This is a genomic window from Streptomyces sp. NPDC013157, assembly GCF_042899865.1.
GTDB lineage: Bacteria > Actinomycetota > Actinomycetes > Streptomycetales > Streptomycetaceae > Streptomyces.
Genome location: NZ_JBIBAK010000015.1, coordinates 31,052 through 53,912, shown reverse-complemented (window position 1 = coordinate 53,912; position 22,861 = coordinate 31,052). Strand labels below are relative to the sequence as shown.

The 22,861-nt window shown below is 72.5% G+C and carries 24 protein-coding genes; 5 read left to right on the top strand and 19 right to left on the bottom strand.

Annotated features, from left to right (window positions below):
- Positions 1–92: 92 nt before the first annotated feature.
- The 12 genes from ACFY6U_RS36085 to ACFY6U_RS36030 all read right to left on the bottom strand — a co-directional run bounded on the left by ACFY6U_RS36085 (position 93) and on the right by ACFY6U_RS36030 (position 11,828).
- The gene (locus tag ACFY6U_RS36085) at positions 93–1,310 is read right to left on the bottom strand and encodes a hypothetical protein (protein ID WP_390045102.1); all 1,218 of its coding nucleotides are present in this window, start codon (positions 1,308–1,310) and stop codon (positions 93–95) included.
- Positions 1,307–2,194 carry an FAH family protein gene (locus tag ACFY6U_RS36080; RefSeq protein ID WP_390045100.1) on the bottom strand — a complete coding sequence of 296 codons (888 nt, stop codon included), beginning with the start codon at positions 2,192–2,194 and terminating at the stop codon, positions 1,307–1,309. The genes ACFY6U_RS36085 and ACFY6U_RS36080 overlap by 4 nt, the downstream gene beginning before the upstream one ends.
- Positions 2,195–2,278: 84 nt before the next feature.
- Positions 2,279–3,424 carry an enolase C-terminal domain-like protein gene (locus tag ACFY6U_RS36075; RefSeq protein WP_390045098.1) on the bottom strand — a complete coding sequence of 382 codons (1,146 nt, stop codon included), beginning with the start codon at positions 3,422–3,424 and terminating at the stop codon, positions 2,279–2,281.
- Positions 3,414–4,298, bottom strand: coding sequence for an alpha/beta hydrolase (locus ACFY6U_RS36070; RefSeq protein WP_390045096.1), 885 nt, complete (start codon positions 4,296–4,298; stop codon positions 3,414–3,416). The genes ACFY6U_RS36075 and ACFY6U_RS36070 overlap by 11 nt, the downstream gene beginning before the upstream one ends.
- Positions 4,299–4,422: 124 nt before the next feature.
- Positions 4,423–6,108, bottom strand: a complete 1,686-nt coding sequence (locus tag ACFY6U_RS36065) for a GH3 auxin-responsive promoter family protein (RefSeq protein WP_390045094.1) — start codon at positions 6,106–6,108, stop codon at positions 4,423–4,425.
- A 121-nt stretch (positions 6,109–6,229) separates the two neighbouring features.
- On the bottom strand, positions 6,230–6,424 hold the full coding sequence (locus ACFY6U_RS36060) for a hypothetical protein (protein WP_390045092.1): 195 nt from the start codon (positions 6,422–6,424) through the stop codon (positions 6,230–6,232).
- Positions 6,421–7,113, bottom strand: coding sequence for a hypothetical protein (locus ACFY6U_RS36055; protein ID WP_351499459.1), 693 nt, complete (start codon positions 7,111–7,113; stop codon positions 6,421–6,423). Before ACFY6U_RS36055 ends, ACFY6U_RS36060 begins: the two co-directional genes overlap by 4 nt.
- 295 nt (positions 7,114–7,408) lie before the next feature.
- The gene (locus ACFY6U_RS36050; protein WP_390045090.1) at positions 7,409–8,215 is read right to left on the bottom strand and encodes a carbon-nitrogen family hydrolase; all 807 of its coding nucleotides are present in this window, start codon (positions 8,213–8,215) and stop codon (positions 7,409–7,411) included.
- A 33-nt stretch (positions 8,216–8,248) separates the two neighbouring features.
- The gene (locus ACFY6U_RS36045) at positions 8,249–9,010 is read right to left on the bottom strand and encodes an SDR family NAD(P)-dependent oxidoreductase (RefSeq protein WP_390045088.1); all 762 of its coding nucleotides are present in this window, start codon (positions 9,008–9,010) and stop codon (positions 8,249–8,251) included.
- Complete coding sequence (locus tag ACFY6U_RS36040) at positions 9,007–9,774, bottom strand: TetR family transcriptional regulator (protein WP_390045087.1); 768 nt, start codon at positions 9,772–9,774, stop codon at positions 9,007–9,009. The genes ACFY6U_RS36045 and ACFY6U_RS36040 overlap by 4 nt, the downstream gene beginning before the upstream one ends.
- Before the next feature lie 444 nt (positions 9,775–10,218).
- A complete protein-coding gene (locus ACFY6U_RS36035) occupies positions 10,219–11,184 on the bottom strand; it encodes an NAD-dependent epimerase/dehydratase family protein (RefSeq protein WP_390045085.1) in 966 nt (321 codons plus the stop codon).
- Positions 11,181–11,828 carry a ScbR family autoregulator-binding transcription factor gene (locus tag ACFY6U_RS36030; protein WP_390045084.1) on the bottom strand — a complete coding sequence of 216 codons (648 nt, stop codon included), beginning with the start codon at positions 11,826–11,828 and terminating at the stop codon, positions 11,181–11,183. The genes ACFY6U_RS36035 and ACFY6U_RS36030 overlap by 4 nt, the downstream gene beginning before the upstream one ends.
- Positions 11,829–11,968: 140 nt before the next feature.
- On the opposite strand from ACFY6U_RS36030, the gene ACFY6U_RS36025 reads away from it, so the two are divergent.
- Complete coding sequence (locus tag ACFY6U_RS36025) at positions 11,969–12,937, top strand: ScbA/BarX family gamma-butyrolactone biosynthesis protein (RefSeq protein WP_390045083.1); 969 nt, start codon at positions 11,969–11,971, stop codon at positions 12,935–12,937.
- Between the two features lie 58 nt (positions 12,938–12,995).
- On the opposite strand, the gene ACFY6U_RS36020 is transcribed toward ACFY6U_RS36025, so the two are convergent.
- A complete protein-coding gene (locus ACFY6U_RS36020; RefSeq protein WP_390045081.1) occupies positions 12,996–13,916 on the bottom strand; it encodes a LysR family transcriptional regulator in 921 nt (306 codons plus the stop codon).
- Positions 13,917–14,051: 135 nt separating this feature from the next.
- On the opposite strand from ACFY6U_RS36020, the gene ACFY6U_RS36015 reads away from it, so the two are divergent.
- Positions 14,052–15,149: a DMT family transporter gene (locus tag ACFY6U_RS36015; protein WP_390045079.1), complete on the top strand. Its 1,098-nt coding sequence runs from the start codon at positions 14,052–14,054 to the stop codon at positions 15,147–15,149.
- A gap of 205 nt (positions 15,150–15,354) precedes the next feature.
- A complete protein-coding gene (locus ACFY6U_RS36010; protein ID WP_390045077.1) occupies positions 15,355–15,681 on the top strand; it encodes a hypothetical protein in 327 nt (108 codons plus the stop codon).
- A gap of 24 nt (positions 15,682–15,705) precedes the next feature.
- Here the strand turns inward: ACFY6U_RS36010 and ACFY6U_RS36005 are convergent, their stop codons facing one another.
- The 3 genes from ACFY6U_RS36005 to ACFY6U_RS35995 form a co-directional block, all read right to left on the bottom strand.
- Positions 15,706–16,515 (bottom strand): helix-hairpin-helix domain-containing protein, encoded by an 810-nt coding sequence (locus tag ACFY6U_RS36005; RefSeq protein ID WP_390045075.1) that lies wholly within the window; start codon positions 16,513–16,515, stop codon positions 15,706–15,708.
- A complete protein-coding gene (locus tag ACFY6U_RS36000) occupies positions 16,512–16,946 on the bottom strand; it encodes a hypothetical protein (protein ID WP_390045073.1) in 435 nt (144 codons plus the stop codon). Before ACFY6U_RS36000 ends, ACFY6U_RS36005 begins: the two co-directional genes overlap by 4 nt.
- A 148-nt stretch (positions 16,947–17,094) precedes the next feature.
- Entirely contained in the window at positions 17,095–18,279 is a 1,185-nt protein-coding gene (locus tag ACFY6U_RS35995; RefSeq protein ID WP_390045071.1) for a BTAD domain-containing putative transcriptional regulator, read from the bottom strand.
- A 144-nt stretch (positions 18,280–18,423) separates the two neighbouring features.
- Here ACFY6U_RS35995 and ACFY6U_RS35990 point away from each other — a divergent pair, with 144 nt between their 5' ends.
- Both ACFY6U_RS35990 and ACFY6U_RS35985 read left to right on the top strand, forming a co-directional pair.
- The gene (locus ACFY6U_RS35990; RefSeq protein WP_390045069.1) at positions 18,424–18,966 is read left to right on the top strand and encodes an NUDIX domain-containing protein; all 543 of its coding nucleotides are present in this window, start codon (positions 18,424–18,426) and stop codon (positions 18,964–18,966) included.
- A 245-nt stretch (positions 18,967–19,211) separates the two neighbouring features.
- Positions 19,212–19,583 (top strand): BlaI/MecI/CopY family transcriptional regulator, encoded by a 372-nt coding sequence (locus tag ACFY6U_RS35985; protein WP_390045067.1) that lies wholly within the window; start codon positions 19,212–19,214, stop codon positions 19,581–19,583.
- 207 nt (positions 19,584–19,790) lie between these two features.
- Here ACFY6U_RS35985 and ACFY6U_RS35980 read toward each other — a convergent pair whose 3' ends face one another.
- The 3 genes from ACFY6U_RS35980 to ACFY6U_RS35970 form a co-directional block, all read right to left on the bottom strand.
- Positions 19,791–21,434, bottom strand: coding sequence for a multicopper oxidase family protein (locus ACFY6U_RS35980; RefSeq protein WP_390045476.1), 1,644 nt, complete (start codon positions 21,432–21,434; stop codon positions 19,791–19,793).
- A gap of 107 nt (positions 21,435–21,541) precedes the next feature.
- The gene (locus ACFY6U_RS35975; RefSeq protein ID WP_390045065.1) at positions 21,542–21,991 is read right to left on the bottom strand and encodes a hypothetical protein; all 450 of its coding nucleotides are present in this window, start codon (positions 21,989–21,991) and stop codon (positions 21,542–21,544) included.
- A gap of 129 nt (positions 21,992–22,120) precedes the next feature.
- A complete protein-coding gene (locus tag ACFY6U_RS35970) occupies positions 22,121–22,672 on the bottom strand; it encodes a hypothetical protein (RefSeq protein ID WP_390045063.1) in 552 nt (183 codons plus the stop codon).
- Positions 22,673–22,861: the final 189 nt, after the last annotated feature.

Sequence of the window (22,861 nt, the reverse complement as noted above, 5' to 3'; positions counted from 1 at the left end):
AATAGAGAACGAACTCTTTGTTTTCAAGAAAGGGGGCCACCCGGCTACGACTTTGAGGAGTCCGCCCCCGCGCACCGCTCCCACCTGTGCCTTTACACGGGGAGCAGAGCGGACCGCAGCAGCGCCGCATCCGTCAGCTCCCGCTCCGCGACCGCCGCCCACGGCCCGCCGGCGGCGAGAGCCACCGTCAACGCCCCCTTGAACGACGACAGGTGAAGGGTGCCGCCGAGCCGCGTCCCCCCATGTGCCGCGACGGTCCGGAGCCCCGTGACCCTGCCGGCGTGCGGGCCCAGCGCGGTGTCCAGCGAACCGGCGTCGACGACCCGCAACTCCACCCCGCCCTCCCCCGCCGCCACCCGCTCCACGGCGCGGCGGACCGCGGTGTGCGCGCGCCGTTCCGGACGCCACGCACGCCCCGCCGCGCACAGCGCCGCCGTGTTCGCCCGGGCCGCACCCACCGGGTCGCCGCCCGGCCCCGCCCGCAGCGCCGCCCGCACCATGCCCAGCACACAGCCCTGTTCGGTGATCAGCGTCCGTTCCGCGTAGCTCCGCCGCAGGGACACCGCCGTGGCGACCGTGACCTCGGTGCGTCCGCTCGCCCGGACCAGCGCGTCGGCCAGCACGGTGGTGAGAAACCCGCTCACCGTCAACTGCCGGGTCCCGCACCAGTCACGCAGCCGACGGGACGCGCGGGCGTCCAGGGCGAGGGTCACGACGTCACCCGCGCGGTCCACCCGCCCGGCCCGGCCGTCACGGTCTCCCGCGCACGGCGTCGCGTCCCGCCTGCCCCGCCGCGGCGACCCGGAGGGCATGCACACCCCGCACCCGCACGCGGCCCCGCCCTGGTAGGTGAGCCCGTCGAGGTCGGGAGGCAGTTCCTGTTCCCCCGAACAGGAACCCGGCGTGCCGAACAGGGCGTCCAGCAAGGGCCGTACGAGGCGGCCGACGGAGTATCCGTCGCAGATCGCGGGGTGCAGGGCGAGGGAGAAACGGGTCGTACCCACCGGGGTCCGTCCGACGCTCAGCGCCCACAGCCGTTCCCCGTCCACCTCCCGCTCGCGGACGGGGTGCGGTCCCGGCGTCCCCTGCCGGAACCACAGTCCGCCGTCGCCGGTGTCCTCGATCCGCAGCGACAGCAGCGGCAGCCTCCGTACCCACGTCTCCACCGCGCGCTCGATCCGCTCCGGGGCGAGGACGCCGTTCACCGTGAAGGTGGTGGTGAGCCGGCCGCTGCCGTGCACGAGTGCGTGGGCGTAGGCGAACGCCGCCTCCGTGTCGCCGAGCCTGCGCACCCTCTCGCCCCGGCTCACGAGCCCTCGTGCGTGGCGGCCGCGAGCCCCGGCGACGCCCACCGCACGGTGTTGGAGAGGGTGACGCCGTGGCTGGCGAAGTCCAGCGTGACACGGTCGCCGTCGGCCATGCGGTGGCCGTCGTGGAAGCTGCTGCGGTCGGCGCCGATGTAGACGTAGTGGACGCGGCCGGGGGTGAGCAGGGCGTCGTAGGAGAACAGCTCGGACATGATGTCGTCGAGCCCGTAGTGCAGGGCCTTGGTCCCGGTGGTGAAGTCGCCCCGCCAGCAGGGCTCGCCGTCCCGTTCGATCGTGACGTGCCCGGTGACGTGGCGCGGCGGTTCGCCGAGGAACAGCCAGGGTGCCACGGCCGCGTCGCACAGCTTGGCGTAGGAGAGGTGGCCGCGGTGGCGGCGGAAGCGGCCGATGTCGGTGAGGTCGTTGCCGAAGGTGTGGCCGACGTACCGGGGCCGGTGGTCGTCGTCGGTGACGTAGACGAGGACGATCTCCGCCTCCTCGGTCAGCGCGACGGAACCGGCGGGCGCGCGCAGTTCCTCCCCGGAGGTCTTCAGCACCTCGCCCAGCCCCTTGAGGAACCAGTTGGGCTGGCTCGGGGTGTCCGCGTCCACCTTGACGTTGTGGGTCTGCATGAAGCCGCCGACCATGGCGTCGCCGAGGTGGGCGGGCAGCAGCGGCGGCCGGAAGGACACGGCGTCGCGCCGGCTCGCGGGAACGGCCACCGCCTCGGCGGCGGCGTGCCGCACTGCGGCGTCGCCGCCCCGGACGAGCAGCTTCCCCAGGTCCAGGTTGCCGAGCGGGGTGATGTGCAGCGGCTCGCCGTCCTTGGGGATTCCGAGGCCGAAGTAACGGCCGCCCCGGTAGGTGCATTCGAACAGTACGGTCATGACGGTCTTCCCTTTCGGGCGGGGGATGCGGTGTGTGACGTGCAAGTGGGAGGAGGGAGAGGGCGGTTCGGGCGAGGGGCGGGCTCAGAGGTCCCGTACCGCCCAGCGCTCCGCGCTCGCGGCCAGGGCCATGCCCCAGCCGGTGCCGCCCGCCGGTGACAGGGTGTTGGTGCCGCGGTCGACGGCCGGGGGCGGGGCGACGATCATCTCGGGGAAGAAGCGGTCGGACTGGCCGGCCTCGACGGTGAGCGCGTCCGGGCGGCCGAAGGCCAGGGCCCGGCCCGCGTTGATGAGCGGGCCGACCTCGGCGACCTGGACCCCGAACTGGAAGCCGACCCCGTTCTCGCGGGCGTAGTCGACGAGCCCGGCCGCCGGCAGCGGTCCCCCGTTCTTCGACACCCGGATGTTGAACGCGTCGCACGCCCCGGACTCCACCGCGGTACGGGCGTCCCGGGCCGTGCACACCGACTCGTCCAGCATGATCCGCACCCCGCCGTCGCGGCGCAGCACGCGCAGCGCCTCCCAGGAGCCCTTGGGCAGCGGTTCCTCCACGTAGTCGACGCCGGCCTCGCGCAGCCGGCGGGCGTGGCCGACCGCGTTCGCGGGGGTCCAGCACATGTTGGCGTCGACCATGACCGGTACGTCACCGCCGATCCTGTCGCGGATCGTGCGGACGGTCCGCGCGTCGTGCTCGACGTCGTCCGACGCCTTGATCTTGACGAAGTGGAAGGGGCCCCGGGAGGCGAGGAACTCCTCGGCGTCCAGGCTGAGATCGAGCACCTGGGAGACCGGCAGGGACGGTGGGGTCCCGGCCTCCGCACCCGGCAGCAGAGCGCGCGCGCCCAGGCCCAGCCGCCGCCCCAGCCAGTCGAGCACCGCCGTCTCCAGCAGGCAGAGCAGGTTGTTGCCGCCGGTGATCCCGAAGGTCCGGGAGAAGCCGTCCCGGTGCAGCAGGCCCAGCACTTCCTCCGGGTCGCGGCCGGTCAGCACCGCGCACAGCGCGGCGGAGTCGACCTGTTCGAGCGCGGCGCGCACACTCGCGGCGGTCTCGCCGGTGACGTACGAGCGCGGCGCGCACTCTCCGATGCCGTCCACGCCGTCGGCCGAGAGTCTCAGGACCAGGCTGTCGGACGTACGGCGCCGGGCGGCGGGATGCTCGAACGGCGTCCGCATGGGCAGTTCGACGTGGTACAGCCGGGCCCGTCCGGGGCTCCCGGTCTCAGGCGCCACGGTTCACCCCTTGGAGCAGGGTGTACGTCGACGTCCAGTCGACCAGGTCGCCGCTGACGTCGGTGTAGAAGAGGTAGTGCCTGTCGGTGGGGAACTTCATGATCGCGCCGCGCCCGGAGACGAGGTCCTGGAAGACGGAGTGGGCCGCGTCGAGGTTCACGATCGGGTCGGTCATCCCGGAGACGAAGGTGGCCGCGGGCACCCTCGGCCTGGTCCGCGCGCGCGCCAGATACAGCTGCTCCAGCTCCAGCAGCACGGCCCGCGACCGCCGCGTCAGCTGCCGTACGGCCAGGTCGTCGTGGTCGATGAAGTGCCGGTACTTGGCCTCGCCGGTGAAGTCGGCGCTGTCCAGCCCCGCGTCCCACGGCTCCTCGCTCGTGTCCGCCGCGACCGCCGCCCGCGCGTCCGCGTCGAGCGTGGCGTGCATCCGGCCGAGCCAGGAGGAGCAGAACACGGCCGCGTCGTAGGAGGTGGTGAACCCCTCCCAGCTCATCAGGGCCGCCATGAAGGAGCCGCCGAGGCAGTGCCCGAACAGGGACAGGGGTACGGTGTCGCCGATCATCTCCCGGACGAACGCGACGGCCTGGGCGTAGTCGCCGAGGACGGTGCCGACGTCCGGTATCCCGCCGCGCGCGCCGGGGCTTATGCCGCTGCCGCGCCGGTCCAGGACGAAGAAGGCGATGTCGTTGTCGGCGAACTGCGGGCCCACTTCCCACAGCCACCCGGCGTGGCTCTGCAGCCCGTGGAAGTAGAAGACGGCTCCCTTGATCTGCTTCGGCTTCCAGACGTGCAGGGCGAGCCGGACCCCGTCGCCGGACGGCAGGTCGATGATCTCGCGGCGGGTGTTCTGCGGGGGCCTGAGGGTTTCCAGCATGGCGAACTCTCCTTGTTCGATGCGTGGTCGTTCCGTGCGTGGTCGTTCGGTGGTGGTCGTTCCGTGCGTGGTCGTTCCGTGCGTGGTCGGGGATGCCGGGGAAGTGACACCGGCGGTGCGGGCGTCAGCCGGTGACGATCGCGTCGACGAAGTCGGTGTCCTTCTGGAACGGCTTGTACTTGTACTGGGTCGCGTTGCCCCGTTGCCGCCGCGACTCGACGTACGCGGCGATCGCGCCCTGCGCCACGGTCCGGACCCTGAGGCCGGCGAGCCGTCCGCTGTCCCGCTTCGAGGCGTACTCGATGTTGATGACGGACAGCTCGCGGTCGATGGCGGCGGACAGCTCCGCGTCCAGCCCGGCCCCCGGGACGGGCACCTCGACGACGACGGTGTAGGACGGGGGCTCGTCCCAGCGCGGCCCGCACATGTACAGCCCGGTGTCGAGGCCGCTGCCTTCGAGGCCCTGCCGGATGGCCTGGGTGACCTGGCTCTCGGTGATCTTCTCGCCGGTGAAGGAGTGGAAGACGCCGTCGCGGTGGGTGAAGTGGATCCAGGGCGTGCCGTCGACGATCCGGTCGACACGGTAGATGTCGCCGGTCCACAGCCGGTAGAGGCCGTTCCCCTGGGACATGATCAGGTGGTAGTCGCGGCCCGCCTCGACCTCGTCGTACAGCAGGGTCTCGACCTTCTCGCCGGCGTCGAGGAGCTGCCCGAGCGGTACGTCGGCGGGGACGAACTCGAACCAGGCCTGGGTGACGGCGAGCGGCTGGCTCTCCAGGGTCTCGTCCACGGGGATGGTGGTGACGCCCTCGGTGCCGCAGCTCATGAACGGCAGCTTGGCGACACCGGGCAGTACGGCGTCCAGGCGTGGCCGGTACAGCTCCGCCGAGGCCGACAGCCAGCAGCTGTAGAGGGTGAGGGACGGCCAGACGTCGACGAGGCTGAAGTCGGGCTTGGCCAGAGCCTGTTCGAGGTGGAGCGCGGCCTTCTCGTCGGGGTCGGTCCACGGCCTGCCCCGGAAGGTGCCCTCACGCAGGTCGCGCACCAGTTCGGCGCCGTGCTCGGCGATCAGGTCGCGCAGGGAGACGAGCGTGCTGGGGTTGATCGCCGAGATGTAGTGCAGGTCCTTGCCGACGAGGTGCCGTACGCGGTGGTACATCCGCCCGGCGTGGCTGGTGGGGGCGTCGGGGCCGAACCAGGGGGACTCGTACCACGGCGGGTTCCAGTCCAGGCTGTTGATCTGCGGATGGCGGTTGCTGATCGCCTGGTGCTCGACCCCGTGCACGAAGTCGTAGACGTCCTCCCGGACGGTCTGGGTGTCGAGCGTGGCCCAGGGGTGGGCGAGGATCTCGGGGTGGTGCTCCAGGTAGGTGCCCCACATGGCCTTCATCGCGGGGATCCGGTATTTCAGCAGCCAGTGCAGCGTGTACGGGATCCGCTTGGGGGTGCCCGTGGTCCCGCTGGTCTTGAGCCAGCGCAGTACGGGGCTGCACGAGAGGACGCCGCCCTTGGTACGGGTCTCCCGGTCGATCTGTTCGGCGAAGTCGTCGTAGCGCATGATGGGCAGCACGGAGCGGAAGGTGGCGGGGTCGGCGGCGATGACGTCGTACCCCTCCTCCTTCCAGTGCAGCGAACTGGCGCCGATGTCGATGAGGTCGTCCAGGACGCGGGCCTGGGCGGCACGCGGGTCCTTCAGGTCGGCGCGCAGGCTCTCCCGCGCCCGGAAGCACTCCGCGACGAAGGGATCGCGGCGGGTCTGCCAGTGCTCCTGCCACTGGGTCGCCTGGGATGCCTGGGATGCCTGGGACATCTGGGGTGTCTCCACAGTCGTCTCTCCTCGGGTGCCGGCCCGTTTCCGGGCAGGCGGAAGCGCCGCGCGGCGGGTGCCGAACGGTGCTGTGGGTGGGGGGGTTACGTGGTGCCGGGTGTGGCTACGTGGCGCTCTCGCCGGCCGCGAGCGCGGCCAGTTCGTTCAGGTCGTACAGGGCCTGGCGCTTCGTGCCGTACCGGGTGATCTTGCCCCGGCGGGCCCACTGGCGGATCGTGCCCTCGCGGACGCCGAGGGCGAGTGCGGCGAGCGAGGTGGGGACGCGCTTGCCGCGCGGGGTCTGTACGTCGTCGTTCATGCGGACTCCTTGGTCCGGGCCGTGGATTGACGCTGGTTCAGGAGGAGCCACTGGCGTGGGGTGAGGACGTGTCCGGCGTCGCACATCGGTCCGCGCAGCACCAGTTCGTCGCCACCGCGCCCGGGCAGCGACACCTCGGCGTCGCAGCCGGGCTCCACGCACCGGCCGAGCGGTACGAGTTCCGGCCGGGGCGACGCCACGACGAGCCGCAGGGCGGTGGCCACCTGGGCGATCTCGTCGGCCGCCGGGCCCGCGGCGGGGTGGGCGGCCAGGAAGCCGGCGTGGCGGCCGAGGAAGGCGGCCAGCTCGGGGACGGTACGGCCGGGAGGTGCCCCGGCGTCCGCGTCCGCGCACTCGTCCAGCACGAGCCGGGCCCAGGAGGCCAGGCGTACGACGGCGTCGTGGCGGGCCTCCAGCGCCGCGTCGTTCACCGGCGGTGCGTCCGGGTGGTTGCCCGTGACCCGGGCGAGGCCCGCTCGCCGCGCGGGGAGTACGAGTTGCTGCTCGCTCTCGTGGTGGAGCGCGGGCAGCGCCGCCAGGTCGGCCGCGAGGGCGCGTGCGCACGATCCGCAGAGCCGGGCGCCTGGCGCGGCGGGCCTGCGGCGCAGCGCGTCGGAACGGGCCGCCCGGCCGCAGCGGTGCGACGCGCACTGCCGCGGGCGGGACTGCGACGGGGTCGGGTCGGCCATGGACGCCTCACCTTCGTGGGAAACAAAAAAAGCGCCGCTCGATGGCGACGCGACAGCAGTGCGAGGGCCCAGGGGAGAGTTCCCGGAACTTTCGGAGCACCTGAAAGTGGGCAGACTGCCTCGCGAAAGAGTGTTACACGTCTGCCGCGTGGCCCGCAAGGGGCCACGGCAGCGGATCCAACGGGATTGCGGGGAGCGGCGGTTGACGGCAGTGACGGTCCGCGTCCGGCACGGGCGACGGGTGTCGCCCGCCCCGGCGGTCGCGGGGCGGGCGACACCCGTCGCCGGGAGCCGGTCACCGGGGCGCCGGCACACCGAGCACTCGGTCGCGGAGCGCGGGGAACTCGGCGCGGGTCTTCGCCACGAGCGCCGGATCGAGGTCGACGACGAGCGTCTCCTCGCCCGGCCCGGCCTCGGCGAGCACCTCGCCCCACGGGTCGACCGCGACACTGTTCCCGGCCTGTTCGACCCCGGCGTGGGTGCCGGCCGTACCGCAGGCGAGGACGTACGCCTGTGACTCGACGGCCCGGGCGCGGGCCAGCAGTGACCAGTGGGCGCGGCGGGCCGCGGGCCAGCCGGCCGGGACGAGGAACAGTTCGGCACCGGCGTCCGCCAGCAGCCGGAACTGCTCGGGGAAGCGCAGGTCGTAGCAGGTGGCGAGCCCCGCGGTGAGTCCGGCCCCGCCGGGCCCGTCCAGCACGGCGGTGACGGTCTCCTCGCCCCTTGCGAGCAGCGTCGCCTCGCCGCGGTCGAAGCCGAAGCGGTGGATCTTCCGGTACGCCCGGTGGAGGGTGCCGTCGGGTGCGAACACCAGGGAGGTGTTGTACAGGGTGTCGCCCGGGCCGCGTTCGATGATCGAGCCTGCGTGCAGCCAGACCCGCGCGAGGGCCGCGGCCTCGCCCATGGCCAGGGCCGTGGGCCCGTCGAGCGGCTCGGCCCCGGCCCGGAACGTGTCGAAGGCGAACGCGCCGAGCGTCCACAGTTCCGGCAGCAGCACGAGATCGGCGCCGTGCTGCTCGCGGACGAGGGCGGCCACGCGGTCTCGCCGCTCGGCGACGGGTTCTTCCGGTCGTACGGCGATCTGCAGAAGGGCGGCGCGCACGGTGTCTCCGTTCGTGGTCGGTGGGTACGGGGTTCAGCGCAGGTGGGAGGCGCCGTTGACGTCGAGCACGGTGCCGCTGCACCACTCGGCCCCGGCGCTGCTCAGCCAGGCGACGGCGGCCGCGACGTCGGAGGGCACGGCGATCCTGCCGAACGGGCTCTGCCGGCGTACGTCGTCCTCCACGGGCCCGACGAGCGTGGCTTCGGTGAGGTCGGTGCGGACGAATCCCGGCGCGACGGCGGTCACCGCGATGCCGAGCGGGCCGAGCGACTGGGCGAGCGACTGGGTCAGCGCGTGCAGGGCGGCCTTGGTGGCGCCGTAGGCGGGAGCGTCGGGTTCGCCGCGGTAGGCGCCGCGCGAGCCGACGTTGACGATCCGCGCGCCCTGGGGGCCCTGGCGCCGGTGGCGGAGGTGGTCGACGTGGTGCCAGACGAGGTCGGCGGGGCCGAGGAGGTTGACGTCGAGCAGGCGTCGCCAGTCGGCCCGCCAGTCCTCGTACGAGGTGGTGGCGACGGGCTGTTCGGCGTAGACGCCGGCGTTGTTGACGAGGACGTCGACCGTGCCGAGCTGTCCCACCGCGGACTCGATGATCTCCCGGGCCGCGCCCGGAGCGCCGACGTCGCCGGTGACGAGGGCGTGACCGGTGCCGGGCAGGGCGTCCAGCACGGCCTTCGCGGCGGCGGATTCGGCACGGCAGTGCACGGCCACCCGGTGCCCGGCGGCGGCGAGTTCGGTCGCGATGGCGGCCCCGATGCCCCGGGAACCGCCGGTGACGAGCGCGCAGCGTCGCATCATGGAGTGAGCCTTTTCGTATCGGATGAGGACGCGGGCAGGGACGGAGAGGGGGACGACGAACGGGACGCGGAAGGGGACGCGGAAGGGGACGCGGAAGGGGAAGGGGCTGGGGGAAGGACGCCGACCGGACTCGCGACGGCGCCCGGTGTACACGCGCCGGCGCCCGGTGGACGCGCCGCGGCGGCAGCCGACGGCCCGGGATCGCACACCAGCGCCCACAGACGCTCCAGTTGGGCGCGGACCTCCTTGCCGGTGCGGCCCGCGCGCAGCGCCGCCTCGGCGCCCGCCGTGAGGTAGAGGGCCAGCAGTTCCAGTTCCTCGGGCTCGGGTCCGGGCCGTTCGCGGGTCCGGGCCACCGCCTCCCGCAGGGCGGCACGCCAGACGGCGTGCCAGCGGAAGGAGACGGCCTGCTCCTGGGTGAGCCGGGCCGCGGCGCGCACGGTGACCTCCTCGTCCAGCAGCCGGACCACCGCGAAGGTGAACTCGGCGACCGGCTGGAGCGCGCCGTCCGGGGCGGGCCGGGCCAGCGCCCGCCGGGTGACGTCCTCGGCCTCGTGGCAGACGGCGGTGGCCAGCTCCGCCTTGGCGGAGAAGTGGAAGGTGAGCGCCCCCATCGTCACCCCGCAGGCCCGGTGCACGGCGGACAGTGAGGTACCGGCGTACCCCTGTCGGTCGAACTCGACGGCCGCCGCCGCGACCAGCGCCTGCCGGGTGCGTTCCGCTCGCACCTGCTTCACCATGGGCTTGACCTCGGTATCCGTCACGGGAACTGACACCCACGGGCCACAGGACGGTGTTGCGTGCTCCGGGCACCGGGGGCGGGGACCCGTCGTCGCGCTCCCGCCCGCCGTTCCTTCGCTTGTGGGACGAGAGGGCAGGGCCCTCAGTCTCCCGAACCTACCGCCGCTTCCCCGTTGGACACCCCGTCTGCCCAACTCGGCAACTACTTGGCCAAGTTGAGGTAATGCCGGTGGTATGTGCCAGGGCACGCCGGCCCGTCGGCGGCGCCTCGGGGCCGGCGCCCGGGTGGCTCCGGGGGCAACCGCGTGCGCCGGGCCGGGCATCCGCACCCCTGCGGACGGGAGGGTGCCGCCACGGCCACCGTCGCGGAGCGGGGAGACCGGGGCACGGGGCACCGGTCGCCGGACCCCCGGCCCGGCAGGCCCGGCAGGCCCGGCGGGCCCGGCGGGCACGGCGGTCGCAGACCGTCACCCGGCGGCCGCGAGCTGCCTCCGGTACCACCCCGCCGCCCCGCCCAACCGCTCCAGCGGTCCCGGTCCCGGTGCGCAGCCCGTCAACCGCCAGATCTCCTCGCTCTCGTACCAGTGATCCCGGGCCAGCAGTGCGAACTGCCGTTCGCTGATGCGCCCCGGGGCCTCCCGCAGGCGCGCCAGGCACTGGTCCCACGGCAGGTCACCGGCCGGCCGCGGCAGGACGTCCAGCTCCGCCAGCCGGGCCATCAGGTCGCGGTTGCGCACCGGCACGGGATGGCCGGCGTGGTACACCCCGGAGGGCACCTCGCGGTCCGGGGCCAGGGCCACCGCGGTCACCAGCCGGGCCAGGTCCCCGACGTCGACCGCGGACACCCGCCCGCGCCCGCCGTCCCACCCCGCAGGCACCCGCCGGAGCAGTTCGGCGAGCGCGGGCACCACCCAGCGGTCCCCGGCCCCGAGCACGAGACCGGGCCGCAGTACGACCCCGCCCGCGTCGAGCGCGATGCGCTCGGCGGCCAACCGGGTACGGCTGGCCGCCGACACCGGTGCCGGCGTCACCCCGTCGACGGCGATGCCCCGATGCGGTCCCGGCCCGTACACCGCCGCCGTGGACAGGTGGACGACGCGCCCCACCCCGGCCCGCCGGGCCTCGGCGAGGACCGCCCGGGTGCCATCGACGTTGGTCCGCTCGCACTCCTCCGCGTCGCCGTCGACCCGGCAGGCGAGATGCACGAGCACATCCGTGCCGCTCGCCACGCCGGCCAGCGACGCCGGGTCCGCCAGGTCCGCCCGCACCCACTCCACGCCCGCCGGCGCCCCGGCATCCGCGGGAACCGCGCGGGCGACCGCACGCACCTCGACCGCTCCCCCGCCCGCGCCTTCCGCGCGCGGCAGAGCCCCGAGCACCGCCCGCCCCACGAACCCGGTCGGGCCCGTCAGCAAGACCCGGACAGGCTTCATGAAGCGGCAGCCTCCCCCGTCGCCTTCGCCCCGTCGGCGTCTCCCGGGAACTCCAGCGTGTCGACGACCTCAGCCGGCGCGAGGGCCGGCAGCAGACATCGCAGCATGGTCTCTATGCGTTCGGGCAGGTCGACCCGGTTGGTGGCGAGCCGGGACATGATCTGCGTCCCGGTGTAGGCGGCGACGATCACCTGCGGGAACGCGGCCTCGTCGACGTCGGGACGCAACTGCCCGAGCTCCCGCGCCTCCGCCAGGTGCGTGGCGAACTGCTCGGCCCACCAGTCGTAGATCGAGTAGTCGAGAAGGTTCATCTCGCTCTGCTCGACGGCCAGCCGCACACCCGCCCGGAACAACACGTTCGAGCGCATCTGCACGGCCAGGTACTGGCACACGTCGATCAGCTGCTGCAGGCCCTTCCGCTCCTGGGGCCAGCGCAGCTCGGCGGCCTGGTCGACGATGACCGCACGGGCCAGCTCCTCCTTCGACTTGAAGTGGAAGTACATGGCTCCGGTGGTGATGCCCGCCCGCCGCAGGATCGCGTTCAGACCCGCGCCGTGGTACCCGGCCTGGTCGAACTCCTCCGCCGCCGCATGGATGAGCGCGACCCGTGTCCGCTCCGCCCGCTCCTGTCGTTGTCGCGCCATCAGCGGACTCCCTCGTATCCGTAGACAAACAAAAAGAACGACCTCTATTTTATTCACGTCGGCGCCGCCCTGTCACTGCGAGCGCCCTCGTTTCACCTGCGCGTGCCCACAGGAGAGTCACCGCAACAGGGGGGTCAACCATGTCTATCAGCTTTGCCCAGCACGCCCTCGAAAATCGTTTTGAGAGGGTTTCACCGGATTTCACGCACAAGACGAACCAGGCCGAAGTACTGCTGCGCGACTGGCGGCGGACCGCGCCCGACGCCTTCACCGTCACCGCCGCCTGGCCCGCCACGCACCCGTTCTACGTCAACCGCCTGGGCCTGCACGACCCGCTCCTGCTCAGCGAAACCGTACGCCAGACGCTGCCGCTGCTGTCCCACGGCGCCTACCGGGTGCCGTTCGGCCACCAGTTACTGTGGAAGGACTTCGGCTGGAGCCTCGACCCGTCGGCCGCGTACGCCGACGGCGACCCGGCCGAGCTGGAACTGCACATCACCTGCACCGAGGTGACGTACCGTCGCGAACGCGCCGCCGCGATATCCCTGAGCGTCGAGGTGGAGCGCGGCGGCCGGCACCTCGCCTCGGCCCGTTCCCGCTTCACCGTCCAGGACCGCACCGTCTACAACCGGCTCCGCGGCTCGTACGCCGACGCGGCCGCGGCGACCGCACGCGCCGTGCCGCTGCCGCCACCGGCCGGTCTCACACCGTTCGGCCGCGACCGTTTCGAGGACGTGGTGCTCGCCGCCACCGACCGGCCCGACCGCTGGCAGCTGCGCGTCGACACCACCCATCCCACCCTCTTCGACCACCTCGTCGACCACGTGCCGGGCATGCTGCTCCTGGAAGCCGCCCGCCAGGCGGCCCTGGCCACGGCACACCCCGGCACGACGGCGGTCACCGGCATGGACTCCGACTTCGTCCGCTACGCCGAGATGGACGCCCCCTGCTGGATGGAGGCCGAGCGGCTGGCGGACCCCGGCCGGGTACGGATCAGCGCCCGGCAGCACGACAAGGAGATCTTCGCCAGTGTGGTCACCCTGAACGCCGTACCCGCCGTACCCGCCGTACCCGCCGCGCCCGCCGTGCCCGGGGCGCACGGCGCCTGACACGCGCCCCGCACACCACCGCCGCCGGCCCCCGCGGCCCGCACGCCGCAGGCCGCGGTCATGGCGACCGAGGCTCGTCACCCGGGTCGGCGGTGGCGGCCGCGTCCCGCAGCGCGTCCAACAGGCCGCGCAGGGCCGGCTGTTCGAGGGCGGTCTCCCGGGCGGCGGCCGAGATCACCCGGACCGGCTCGGGGTTGCGGACCGGGCGTACGACGACACCGGGGTGCCGGTTGCGCAGCCCGAGCCGCGGCATCAGACCGACGCCGAGGCCGGCCGCGACGAAGCCCTGCGCGGTGGCGTAGTCCTCGCTCTGGATGACGAAGTCGGGGCTGAAGCCGGCCGCCGCGCAGGAGTCGATGACGGGTTCGAGGCAGGGACCGGGGGGCTCGCTGCCCACCCACTGCTCACCGGACAGCTCGTGCAGGTCGATCGTCTTCTTGCCGGCGAGCGGATGGCCGAGGGGCAGTACGGCCGCGTACGGGTCGTCGAGGAGGTGGACGAGCCGGAAGCCGCCGCCCGTGCGGTCCTGCGCCTGGACCACCACGGCCAGGTCGGCCCGGCCTCCCGCCACCTCCTGGAACGGGTCCTCCGGGTCGGCGAGTTCGAGGTCGACGCGGACGCCGGGGTGCTCGGCGCGGAGTCTGGCCAGGGCCGGTGCCACCAGCGTGGAGCCGGCCGTGGCGAAGTAGCGGACCGACAGCCGGCCGGTGCGCCCGGCGCGGAGGTCGGCGAGCGCCGTCTCCGCCTGGGCGACCGCCGAACTGATCAGCGCCGCGTGCTCGGTGAGCAGCAGCCCGGCCGCCGTGGGGCGCACCCCGCGTCCGACCCGCTCCAGCAGTGCCGTACCGGCCTGTTTCTCCAGCGCCGCCACCTGCTGGCTGACGGCGGACGGGGTGTAGCCGAGGTGGGCCGCGGCCGCGGTGACCGTGCCGCTGGTGACCACCGCGCGCAGGACCTGCAGTCGTCTCACATCAAGCATGTAGGACAGCTTAACAGTATGGGTAGAAGCGTTTGCTTGTGCTCAAAGCTCGGCTGAGGCACCGTCGGAGTCGAAGGAGTCGTGGGGCGAGGACGACACGACCACCAGACGAGAAGACGAGAATGGGGAAACGCCATGACCGACAACAGCGGTACGCGGGCCCTGTGGGGCGGCCTGCGGGTGGCCGTGCTGGCCCTGCTGTGGGGCTCGACCTTCCTCTGGATCGAGCTGGCGCTGCGCGGGCTCTCCCCGCTCCAGGTCACGTTCGCGCGCTGTGCCCTCGGCGCGCTCGTCCTCGTCGTCGCCTGCTACGCGACGGGGCACCGGCTGCCGACGGGCGTCGCCGTCTGGCGGCACATCGTCGTCGCGGCCTTCTTCTGCAACGCCCTGCCGTTCGCGTTGTTCAGCGTGGGCCAGCAGACCGTCGACTCCGGGCTCGCGGGCGTCCTGAACGCCACGACCCCGCTCTGGTCGATCATCCTCGGTCTCGCCCTCGGCTCGGAGCGCGGGCTGCGGCCCGTACGGCTGGCGGGGCTGCTGCTCGGCTTCACCGGCACGATCGTCATCTTCGCCCCCTGGCGGACGACCGGCGCCACCGGCTGGGGCGCCCTCGCGATCCTGGGCGCCGCCGCCAGCTACGCCGTCGCGTTCACGTACATGGGCCGCACCCTGGTCCGCAGGGGCACGCCCACGATCTCGCTCTCCGCCGCCCAGCTCGTCGCCGCGAGCGGGCTGACCGCCCTCGCGGTGCCGATCGGCGGCCTGGACGCGATCGACCCCGGCCCGACGGTCCTCGTCGCGGCCGTCGTCCTCAGCGTGTTCTGCACCGCGACCACCTTCCACCTCACCTACCGGATCATCAACGACGAGGGCGCGACCAACGCCGCCGTGGTCGGCTACCTGCTGCCGGTGGTGTCCGTACTGCTGGGGGCCGTCGTTCTGGGCGAGGACCTGAGCATCCGGGTGGTGCTGGGGATGGCGGTGGTACTGGTGGGTGTGGGGATGACCCGCAGGCAGGGGGCGACCGCAGCGCCCGCGGAGGCCGCGGAAGCCGTGCCGGCCACCGAAACCGTGACGGCCGCGGAAGCCGTGACGGCCTCCGAGGAGCCGTCCGCCCCCGGCCTCGCCACGGACCTCCGCCCGGCCGACGCCGGGCCCGCCCCGGAGGACCGCCCGTCCGACACCCCGCGTCCCCTTCTCGAGAAGTCCGGCGAACTCGGGCTCACTCAGTAGCCCCTCTCGGATGCGCACAGTCCGCTGCGTGGGACGCCGCCGGGGCTCGGGCGAGCCTGCCCGAGCCCCGGCGATCCGCCGAAAGCTGATTGGCGATCAGCGCGCAGTGGGCATGAAGCACATACGGGCGTACGGCCGCTCCACCCCGCGGCCGATCCGGTTCCCGATCCGACTCCCCTGTTCCGCGCCGGTACGGAGGGACGCCATGAGCGCGACCCATGAAATGCAGTTGGTCAACACGTTGGCATCGGGCGCCGAGGAATGGTTCTGCCCGAATTGCCGGCGCCGGATACTGATGCGGTGGCCGCCCCAATACGAGCTGGTGGTGCTGGAGCGCGGCGACGAGACCGTCACCCATGCGGGAGGGAAGGGCGGCCTGTCGATCGTACGAACCGAAATGCCCGCCACGCCGACCGTCCCGCAGCCGTTGGCCATGCCTTCCGGGCCGGGACCGGAGGACAGCCGCTGGCTGCGGGAGATCGGCATCGCCTGGGACGACGAGGCGGGCCCGGACTCGGGCTCCGCCGCGTGAGGCGTGGTCCGGTGCCCGTCACCGTCACAGGCTGAGCACGAGCCCGTCCACGGTGGCCGCCAGCGCGCTCGGGTGGAGCCCGCCGGGTTCGCGCAGGCTGACCGCGATGCCCAGGCTGTGGGTGCCGGGCGGCAGGCCGGGCAACGGCAGCCGGATGACGGGGTGTCCGGCGACCACCACGCCCCCGCCGTCGGCCAGCATCCGCCGTCCGGCGTCGGTCAGGATCTCGGTGGCGGCCGCGTAGTACGCGAAACGCTGCTCCGGGTCACCGGACGGCGGCAGTTCGAGCGTGACGTCCATGACGAACGGCACCCACGCCCGCACGGTGCCGCCGTCGCCGACCGACAGCCGGGGCTGGGCCAGGATGACGGTCGGCGGTACGGAACGATCCTCGGGCTCGTCGGCCGCCGCTGCCTGCGGCTCCGGCTCCGGTTGTGCGTCGGCCTCCGACGGGGCCGGCCGGCCCAGGACGCAGGCCAGCAGCGCCTCGGCGTCCCACTCGGGCCAGTGCCGGCTCTCCCCGGTGCGCACTCTGCGGATCTCCGTCGCGCGGACCCGGCCCCGGTCGAGCCGGACCCGCAGGACGAAGCTCTCGTACCCCTCCTCGTCGGCCGGCTCCGGCTCCGGCCCGGGTTCCGCCGCAGCGAGTTCCGCCGCGTCCTTGCGCCACCGCTCGGCCCTGCTCACGGACATGCCGTGCAGGCCGTGCACGGCGGCCAGCACCTCGTCCGTGGATGCGGCGGAGAGTTCGGCGCAGGTACGTATTCCGGCGGCGGCCAGTCTGCGCGCGGTGGACGCGCCGACGCCGTCGATGCGGGTCAGCTCCTCGGTCACGGCTGCTCTTCGATGACCTCGATCACCGGGAGCGTGGTGAACGCGGCGATGCCGGGGTTCTTGGGGAACTGGACGAACGCCGACAGCTGGTAGAGCCCTGGCTTGACGGCGCCGGCCGGGATCTTCACCTCGGTGTCGGCCTCCTTGTAGACCTTCGTGGGCGACGGCAGGGCTGTCCTCAGGTTGCCTTCGTGCACCGCCTTGTACGGCGGGGTGTCGGTCAGCGGGGCCAAGGCGTAGGTCACCCGGTACTTCTGGCCGTCCATCGACGGGATCACGAGGCCGTCGATCTCGAAGACCAGGTTCATCCTGATCTGCTTGTCGGCGTCGAGCACGTACTTGGACGGGATGCCGTCGTTGTCCGTCACGTGGACGGCTGTGGCGTCGATCACGAATGCGATGTTGCTGCCGGGTTCGGGCTGTCCGGTCATGCTGGTCTCCCCCTGAGACGTGAGCGGTCGGCTCGGTGGCGGAGTGCCGCCGGCCATGGCACCGGTTATGCCGGACGCCGCTTAACGGCCCCGCCGGGCACCGCTTAATCGCGCGGACCGGCGCGTTGAGCCACGCGTTAAGCGACGCTCACACCGGAAGGTCGGCGCGCAGCCGGTCGTGGAGTGCCGCCGTCTCGCGCTGTGGCGATATGCCGAGTTCGGCCTGCAGGGCCTTGGCGCAGGAGCGGAACTGGAGGATGGCCAGGTGGGGTTGGCCGATCCGGCTCAGGCAGCGCATCAGGCGGCGGTGGGCGCTCTCCCGGCACGGGTCCAGCTCGACCAGCCGGCGGCAGAGCTCGGCGCAGGGGACGTAACGTCCGGTGACGAAGTGCAGTTCGCTGAGCCGGGCGAGGGCGTCGAGGTGGGCCAGGCGCAGCCGCTCCCGGTAGAGGGCGCTCCACTCCTCGTACGGGGATTCGGCGAGGAACTCGCCCCGGTAGAGGGCGAGCGCCTGCTCGTAGTCCGTCACCGCGTCGGTCTTGTCGCCGCGGTCCTCCGCGTCCCGGGCGGTGCGCAGCCGCAGGTCGAACTCGTCGCAGTCCAGCCACAGGCCGAGGCCCGGGCAGAGCCGGTACGTGCCGCAGCTGAAGACGACCACGGGGTCGCCGGTGGCGGTGCGCAGGGTCTGGCGCAGTTGGTGCAGTGCGACACCGAGGCTGTTGCGGGCGGCCTCGGGGGCGGAGTCCGGCCAGAAGGTGTCCATCAGGGCCTCCCGGTGCGGCCAGGGGTCGCGGTGGGTGGCCAGGAAGGCGAGCAGCGAGCGGGTGCGGTGGCCGTTCCAGCCCTCGGCGGGGACGCCGTCGACGCTGACGTTGAGCGAGCCGAGCAGGGCGATCGCCAGCTGCGGCGCAAGGTGCGCGGCAGGCTGGGCCGGGTCGGGAGACCGTTGCGGTTCCGGGGCACGCCAGGTGTGGCGCAGCCGCCCCCACAGCCGGGCGCCGGGGTCGGCTCGGGCCGCGCCGTCCGGTGGGGTCCGGTCCGCGTCCGGCGCCCCGGCCTGCCGGAACCAGTCGGCGGCGGCCTCACGGTCCCCGGCCAGCAGGGCCAGGCGTCCCTGGCGCAGTTGGGCGGCCCGCAGGTGGGACGCCAGCCCTGCGGAGGCGGCCAGCATCGCCGCGGTACGGGCATGGGCGGCGGCGGTCGCCAGGTCGCCGGTGTCGGCGGCGGCGTCGCTCGCCCCCAGTAACTCATTGCAGAGCCGGTCGTTCGGGATTCCGGGCAGTGGTGGTTGCAGCGACGGTTGCGGCGCGGATGAGTTGCTGTGACCAGGCATGACGTCTCCCCCTGCGGTTCTGCCTGGCGTCCACTCAAGGACGGTGGTTTGTGCGTGTCAATCCGCATTTCGGTGTAGCGACCGACGGCGTCCGCAGGCCGTCGGGACCGATTCCGCACCGTGGCCGGACGACCCTCCCCTAGCATGCCGAACGAGCCCATCTACGAAGGGAAACCCGTGACGGACCGGCGCACCGGCGGCAGGCCACCGGCCCTGCGGCCCGCGGTGGAGTCGATGACCCTCCTGGCGGCCGCCGTCATCGTCCACGACACGGAGAACGACCGGGTCGTCCTCCTGCAGCGCGGCCCGGGCGCCAAGTACGGGAACGGTCTGTGGGACCTTCCGGCCGGCAAGAGCGACCCCGGCGAGCCCATCACCGAAACGGCCGTGCGTGAACTACGGGAGGAGACCGGGCTGGTCGTCGATCCGAGGTCACTGCGCGTCGCCCACCTCATCCACGGCGCCTGGGGCGTCGAGGCGCCGTGCGGCTTCCTCACCGTCGTCTTCGCCACCCACGAGTGGACCGGCGAGCCGGTCAACGCCGAACCGGCCAAGCACCTACAGGTCCGCTGGACCGGCACCGGCGCCATCCCGGCGGCCATCGTGCCGACGACAGGCATTGCCCTCGGCCACTACCTGGTCGGCGGCGCCCAACTGTCGATCGCCGGCTTCGGCGACGCCGGGTAGACCTCGCCCCTCGGAGCGAGGGAACGACAGAGCCGCAGCTCAGAAGGTTTCTCCTCGCCTAGCGAGTGGTGGGGTGGGGGAGACTCGTCGTCTCGGGGCGACGGCCGGCGACAGCACGTCATCCCGTCGCCAGGCCAGGCTCGCGGCGGCCGCGTCGGGCTCGTCCGCGATCGGGTCACCCCACCGGCCGTACTGCACCCTTTACGATGACTCCTGTTACCGCGGTGCAGGAGGGGACGCTGGGCATGCGACGGCTGGGTGATCTGGAGGCGGAGATCATGGACCGTCTGTGGAGGTGGAGGCGCCCGGCGACCGTGCGCGAGATCGTCGACGACATCAACCGGACCCGGCCCGTCGCCTACACCACCGTGATGACGGTGGCCAACATCCTCCACAGCAAGGGCTGGCTGGTACGCGAGCAGAAGGACGGCCGGGCCTGGCTGTACGAACCGGTGCGCACTCGCGAGGAGTACGCGGCCGCCCTCATGGAGGACGCCCTGAGCGCCAGCGAGGACCGCCCTGTGGCGCTGACCCACTTCGTGGACCAGATGTCCTCCGCCGAGATCAGCGCGCTCCGCAAAGCCCTGCGCAACGCGGGAAGACGCGCCGACACGTGACTGGCGCCGCTGGAGGACAGGGTCGCCATCCTGCCGAGTTCGCCGCTCCACCGTTGAGCGAGGCCGAGTTCGGGCAGATCACCGACGACTTCACGGGAAAGTACGTCGCCCTGGCCCGCCGCTCGCTCCTGACGTCGGCGGGCGCAGGGCGGACGTCCTCTCCGAGACTCCGCCCGATCCGGACGCGAAGTTCTCGATGAAGGTTCGTCAGGCCTGGTAGGCCACCAACGCCATCATGCCGGCCTCACCGTGGTAGGCGTTGTGGCAGTGCAGCATCCACTGGCCAGGGTTGTCGGCGTCGAAGTGGACGGACACCGTCTTCTTCGGCAGCACGATGGTGGTGTCCTTGCGCGGGCCGTCGCTGCCGAGCTGGTAGGTGTGGCCGTGCAGGTGCATCGGATGCCACATCGTCGTCCTGTTCACGAAGTCCAGGCGGACCCGCTCGCCCTGCTCGACCAGGATCGGGTTCGCGGTCGGGTTGCTCATGTCGAACCGCTTGCCGTTGATGCCCCAGTTGTACTCGCCCATGCCGCCGGTCAGTTCGATACGGTGCACCCGGTCGGCCCTCTTCGTCGCCGGCCGGACGTCGTCCGCCGCCTTCAGCCGCGCGGCGGTCATGATCAGGCCGTCGAGTTCCTTCGGGCGGACGGTCGGCATCGGTGCGCTGCCGGAACCGGTTCGGACCAGCGCCATACCGTTGGCATCCTTCCCCTCGGCGAGGGCGACCAGCGGGAAGACGCCGTCCGCGAGGGTGACCAGGACGTCGTACCGCTCTCCCATGCCGACGAGCAGGGCGTCGACCCGCTGGTGCTGAACGGGGTATCCGTCGGTGTGGGTGATGGTCAGCCTGTGCCCGCCGAGCGCCACCCGGTAGGCCGTGTCGCCGCCCGCGTTGATGATCCGCAGCCGCACGCGCTCGCCCGGCTTGCCGGTGTACACCTCCGGGTCGGCCGGGACACGTCCGTTGACCAGGTGGTACGGGTACTTCACGTCGCCCGCGTCGCCACCGAGCAGCTTGCTCCGAGCCCCCATGAGCATGAACTTCATCGACATGCCGCCGGAGCCGGACGGCGAGGCGCTCGCGTCCGGACTCCCGCTGTCCGTGCCCATGTTGCTCATGTCCATCCCGCCCATGCCCCCCATGTCGTCGCTGGAGGAGTCGCTGGGGCCGGCGCCGGCTCCGCCCATGTCCATGCCCCCCATGCCCCCCATGCCCTGCTTGACCTCGGCGTAGACCTCGTCGGGGGTGCCGGTGACACCGTCGACCCAGTCGTCGAGGATGACGACCCACTCGTCGTCGTACTGGAGCGGTTCCCTGGGGTCTTCCACGACGAGCGGGGCGTAGAGACCCCGGTCGAGCTGAACGCCGACGTGCGGGTGGAAGAAGTAGGTGCCTGGGGCGTCGGCGACGAAGCGGTAGGTGAAGTTGCTGCCGGCGCGTACGGCGGCCTGGGTGGCCGGGGGTACGCCGTCCATGTCGGCGCGCAGGGCTATCCCGTGCCAGTGGATGGAGGTGGTGGTCTGGTCCGGCAGCTGGTTGGAGAGTTCGGCGGCGAGCGTGTCACCCACGGACAGCCGCAGTTCCTTGCCGGGGGTCCGGCCGCCGAAGGCCCAGCTGGCCGCCGTGACCCCGCCGCCGAGATCGAGCATGGCGCGCGCGGCGGTCAGGGTCACCTGCTGCGTCCTGCCGGTGGTCTTGCGCTTCTTCTCGACGGCGGCGACCGCCGCGTCATCGGGGCCGACCAGGGAGGGGGTGGAGCTGCCGGAGCCGCTGCTGCACGCGGCGAGCGCGCCCGCGCCCGCGACGCCGAGCCCGGCCAGCAGGACGGAGCGGCGGTTGATGCTGTTCATGTCGTTCACGTGGGGAGTCCTCTACTCGATGTGCCGTCGGCCGGACCGCGTGCGGGCAGCACCGCTCGCGTACCAGGGGGACGCGGCGGCGGCTCGCGGGATCCGGCCTAGATCAGCAGCCGGGAGAGGACAAAGAGATCGGGGGGCGCTCGGTACGACGTCCCGGTCGGATCACGCTGGGCGGGCGTGGAACGGAAGGCATCCGACCGGACGACGGTGGCAGCGGCGGGCGGCGGCAGGAGTTTCGCCGTGCCTACGTTTCCAGCCGCGCAGTGCTGCATGCCGGGACCCGAGCAGGCGCCGCCGTCATCGCCCGTCGCCGTGTACGCGGTCTTCAGGACCGCGCCGTGCGCGACCGGGGCGGGCCTCGGGGTCATGGCGGCCGAGGTGTGATCCATGCCGGCCATCGCGCTCATGGAGTGGGCGGGCGTGACAGCCGACGTCGTGTCGTGGTGGACGAGGACAGCGAGTGCGGCGAGCAGCGCGACGACCACGGCCCGCGCGCAGCGCGCTGCGCTGCCTCGGGGTCCGGCCTGCCGCTCTGTGGCTGTCGTCATCGCTTTCCGCGCCCCGTTCTGTCTGACACGACCCACCCACTATACCCACCAGGGGTATATGGCTCTACTAAGCGAGCTGCGCACACGTCATCGGCCGAAGACGGGCCTCCGCAGGGCACGCAGCACCCGTCACCCCGAGGCGGCCATCTCCTTGCCCGCCGGTGTCACGGCGAACCACGCGCCGTTCTTGCCCTGGCCGTTCATCTCTCCGGCCTTGGTGTCGCCCATGTAGCGGTACAGCGGCCAGCCGGCGAGGGTGATCTGCTTCATGCCGTCGTCGCGGGTGACGACGCCGACCTTGGCCTGCACGCCCATCCCCTGAGGGGTGCCGTCGGCCATGACCGGCATCCAGGTCTGCGCACAGCTGCCGGTGCACATCGACATGTTCACCTGGTCCTTTCCGTACCGGTAGAGCGTGAAGCCCTCGGCGTCGGTGACCACCGCACCCATGCCGGCCATCGTCTTGGACATCAGCATGTTCGTGCTGACCATATGGCCCGTGCCACTGCTCGGGGCGGACGTGCCGCCGTCGGCGGGTGCCGTGGTACCGGCCGGCGCGGAGGCCGCCGGTGCGGCCGCGCCGGTATTCGTGGAGCCGTCGCTGGACGATCCACACGCGGTGAGCAGCAACGCCGAGGCGACGCCCGAGGCCATGACGAGGGCAATGCGGTGCCGGGACACGGAGTTCTCCCTTGTTGTCACACGGGTTATCTACTGATGCCCTTAGTACGTTCGCAGACAGCTGACCGTTCAGACGAAGTCGACGCGCATGACGAGGTCTTTACTCGGAGCCGCGCGGCGGTCTCGTCGTTGGACAGGTCCTCGTCCACGGTGATCAGACGGGTTGCGGCAGCGATCGAGGACCTGCCC

What these genes read in the sequence shown, in the direction of transcription:
- ACFY6U_RS35980 (WP_390045476.1), bottom strand. Translation starts at nt 21,434, where the DNA reads ATGAACAGCATCAACCGCCGCTCCGTCCTGCTGGCCGGGCTCGGCGTC.
- ACFY6U_RS36070 (WP_390045096.1), bottom strand. Translation starts at nt 4,298, where the DNA reads ATGCTGGAAACCCTCAGGCCCCCGCAGAACACCCGCCGCGAGATCATC.
- ACFY6U_RS36030 (WP_390045084.1), bottom strand. Translation starts at nt 11,828, where the DNA reads ATGGCGCGACAACGACAGGAGCGGGCGGAGCGGACACGGGTCGCGCTC.
- ACFY6U_RS35985 (WP_390045067.1), top strand. Translation starts at nt 19,212, where the DNA reads ATGCGACGGCTGGGTGATCTGGAGGCGGAGATCATGGACCGTCTGTGG.
- ACFY6U_RS36055 (WP_351499459.1), bottom strand. Translation starts at nt 7,113, where the DNA reads ATGGCCGACCCGACCCCGTCGCAGTCCCGCCCGCGGCAGTGCGCGTCG.
- ACFY6U_RS36010 (WP_390045077.1), top strand. Translation starts at nt 15,355, where the DNA reads ATGAGCGCGACCCATGAAATGCAGTTGGTCAACACGTTGGCATCGGGC.
- ACFY6U_RS36000 (WP_390045073.1), bottom strand. Translation starts at nt 16,946, where the DNA reads ATGACCGGACAGCCCGAACCCGGCAGCAACATCGCATTCGTGATCGAC.
- ACFY6U_RS36020 (WP_390045081.1), bottom strand. Translation starts at nt 13,916, where the DNA reads ATGCTTGATGTGAGACGACTGCAGGTCCTGCGCGCGGTGGTCACCAGC.
- ACFY6U_RS36060 (WP_390045092.1), bottom strand. Translation starts at nt 6,424, where the DNA reads ATGAACGACGACGTACAGACCCCGCGCGGCAAGCGCGTCCCCACCTCG.
- ACFY6U_RS35995 (WP_390045071.1), bottom strand. Translation starts at nt 18,279, where the DNA reads ATGCCTGGTCACAGCAACTCATCCGCGCCGCAACCGTCGCTGCAACCA.
- ACFY6U_RS36025 (WP_390045083.1), top strand. Translation starts at nt 11,969, where the DNA reads ATGTCTATCAGCTTTGCCCAGCACGCCCTCGAAAATCGTTTTGAGAGG.
- ACFY6U_RS36015 (WP_390045079.1), top strand. Translation starts at nt 14,052, where the DNA reads ATGACCGACAACAGCGGTACGCGGGCCCTGTGGGGCGGCCTGCGGGTG.
- ACFY6U_RS36080 (WP_390045100.1), bottom strand. Translation starts at nt 2,194, where the DNA reads ATGACCGTACTGTTCGAATGCACCTACCGGGGCGGCCGTTACTTCGGC.
- ACFY6U_RS35975 (WP_390045065.1), bottom strand. Translation starts at nt 21,991, where the DNA reads ATGACGACAGCCACAGAGCGGCAGGCCGGACCCCGAGGCAGCGCAGCG.
- ACFY6U_RS36035 (WP_390045085.1), bottom strand. Translation starts at nt 11,184, where the DNA reads ATGAAGCCTGTCCGGGTCTTGCTGACGGGCCCGACCGGGTTCGTGGGG.
- ACFY6U_RS35990 (WP_390045069.1), top strand. Translation starts at nt 18,424, where the DNA reads ATGCCGAACGAGCCCATCTACGAAGGGAAACCCGTGACGGACCGGCGC.
- ACFY6U_RS36045 (WP_390045088.1), bottom strand. Translation starts at nt 9,010, where the DNA reads ATGATGCGACGCTGCGCGCTCGTCACCGGCGGTTCCCGGGGCATCGGG.
- ACFY6U_RS36065 (WP_390045094.1), bottom strand. Translation starts at nt 6,108, where the DNA reads ATGTCCCAGGCATCCCAGGCATCCCAGGCGACCCAGTGGCAGGAGCAC.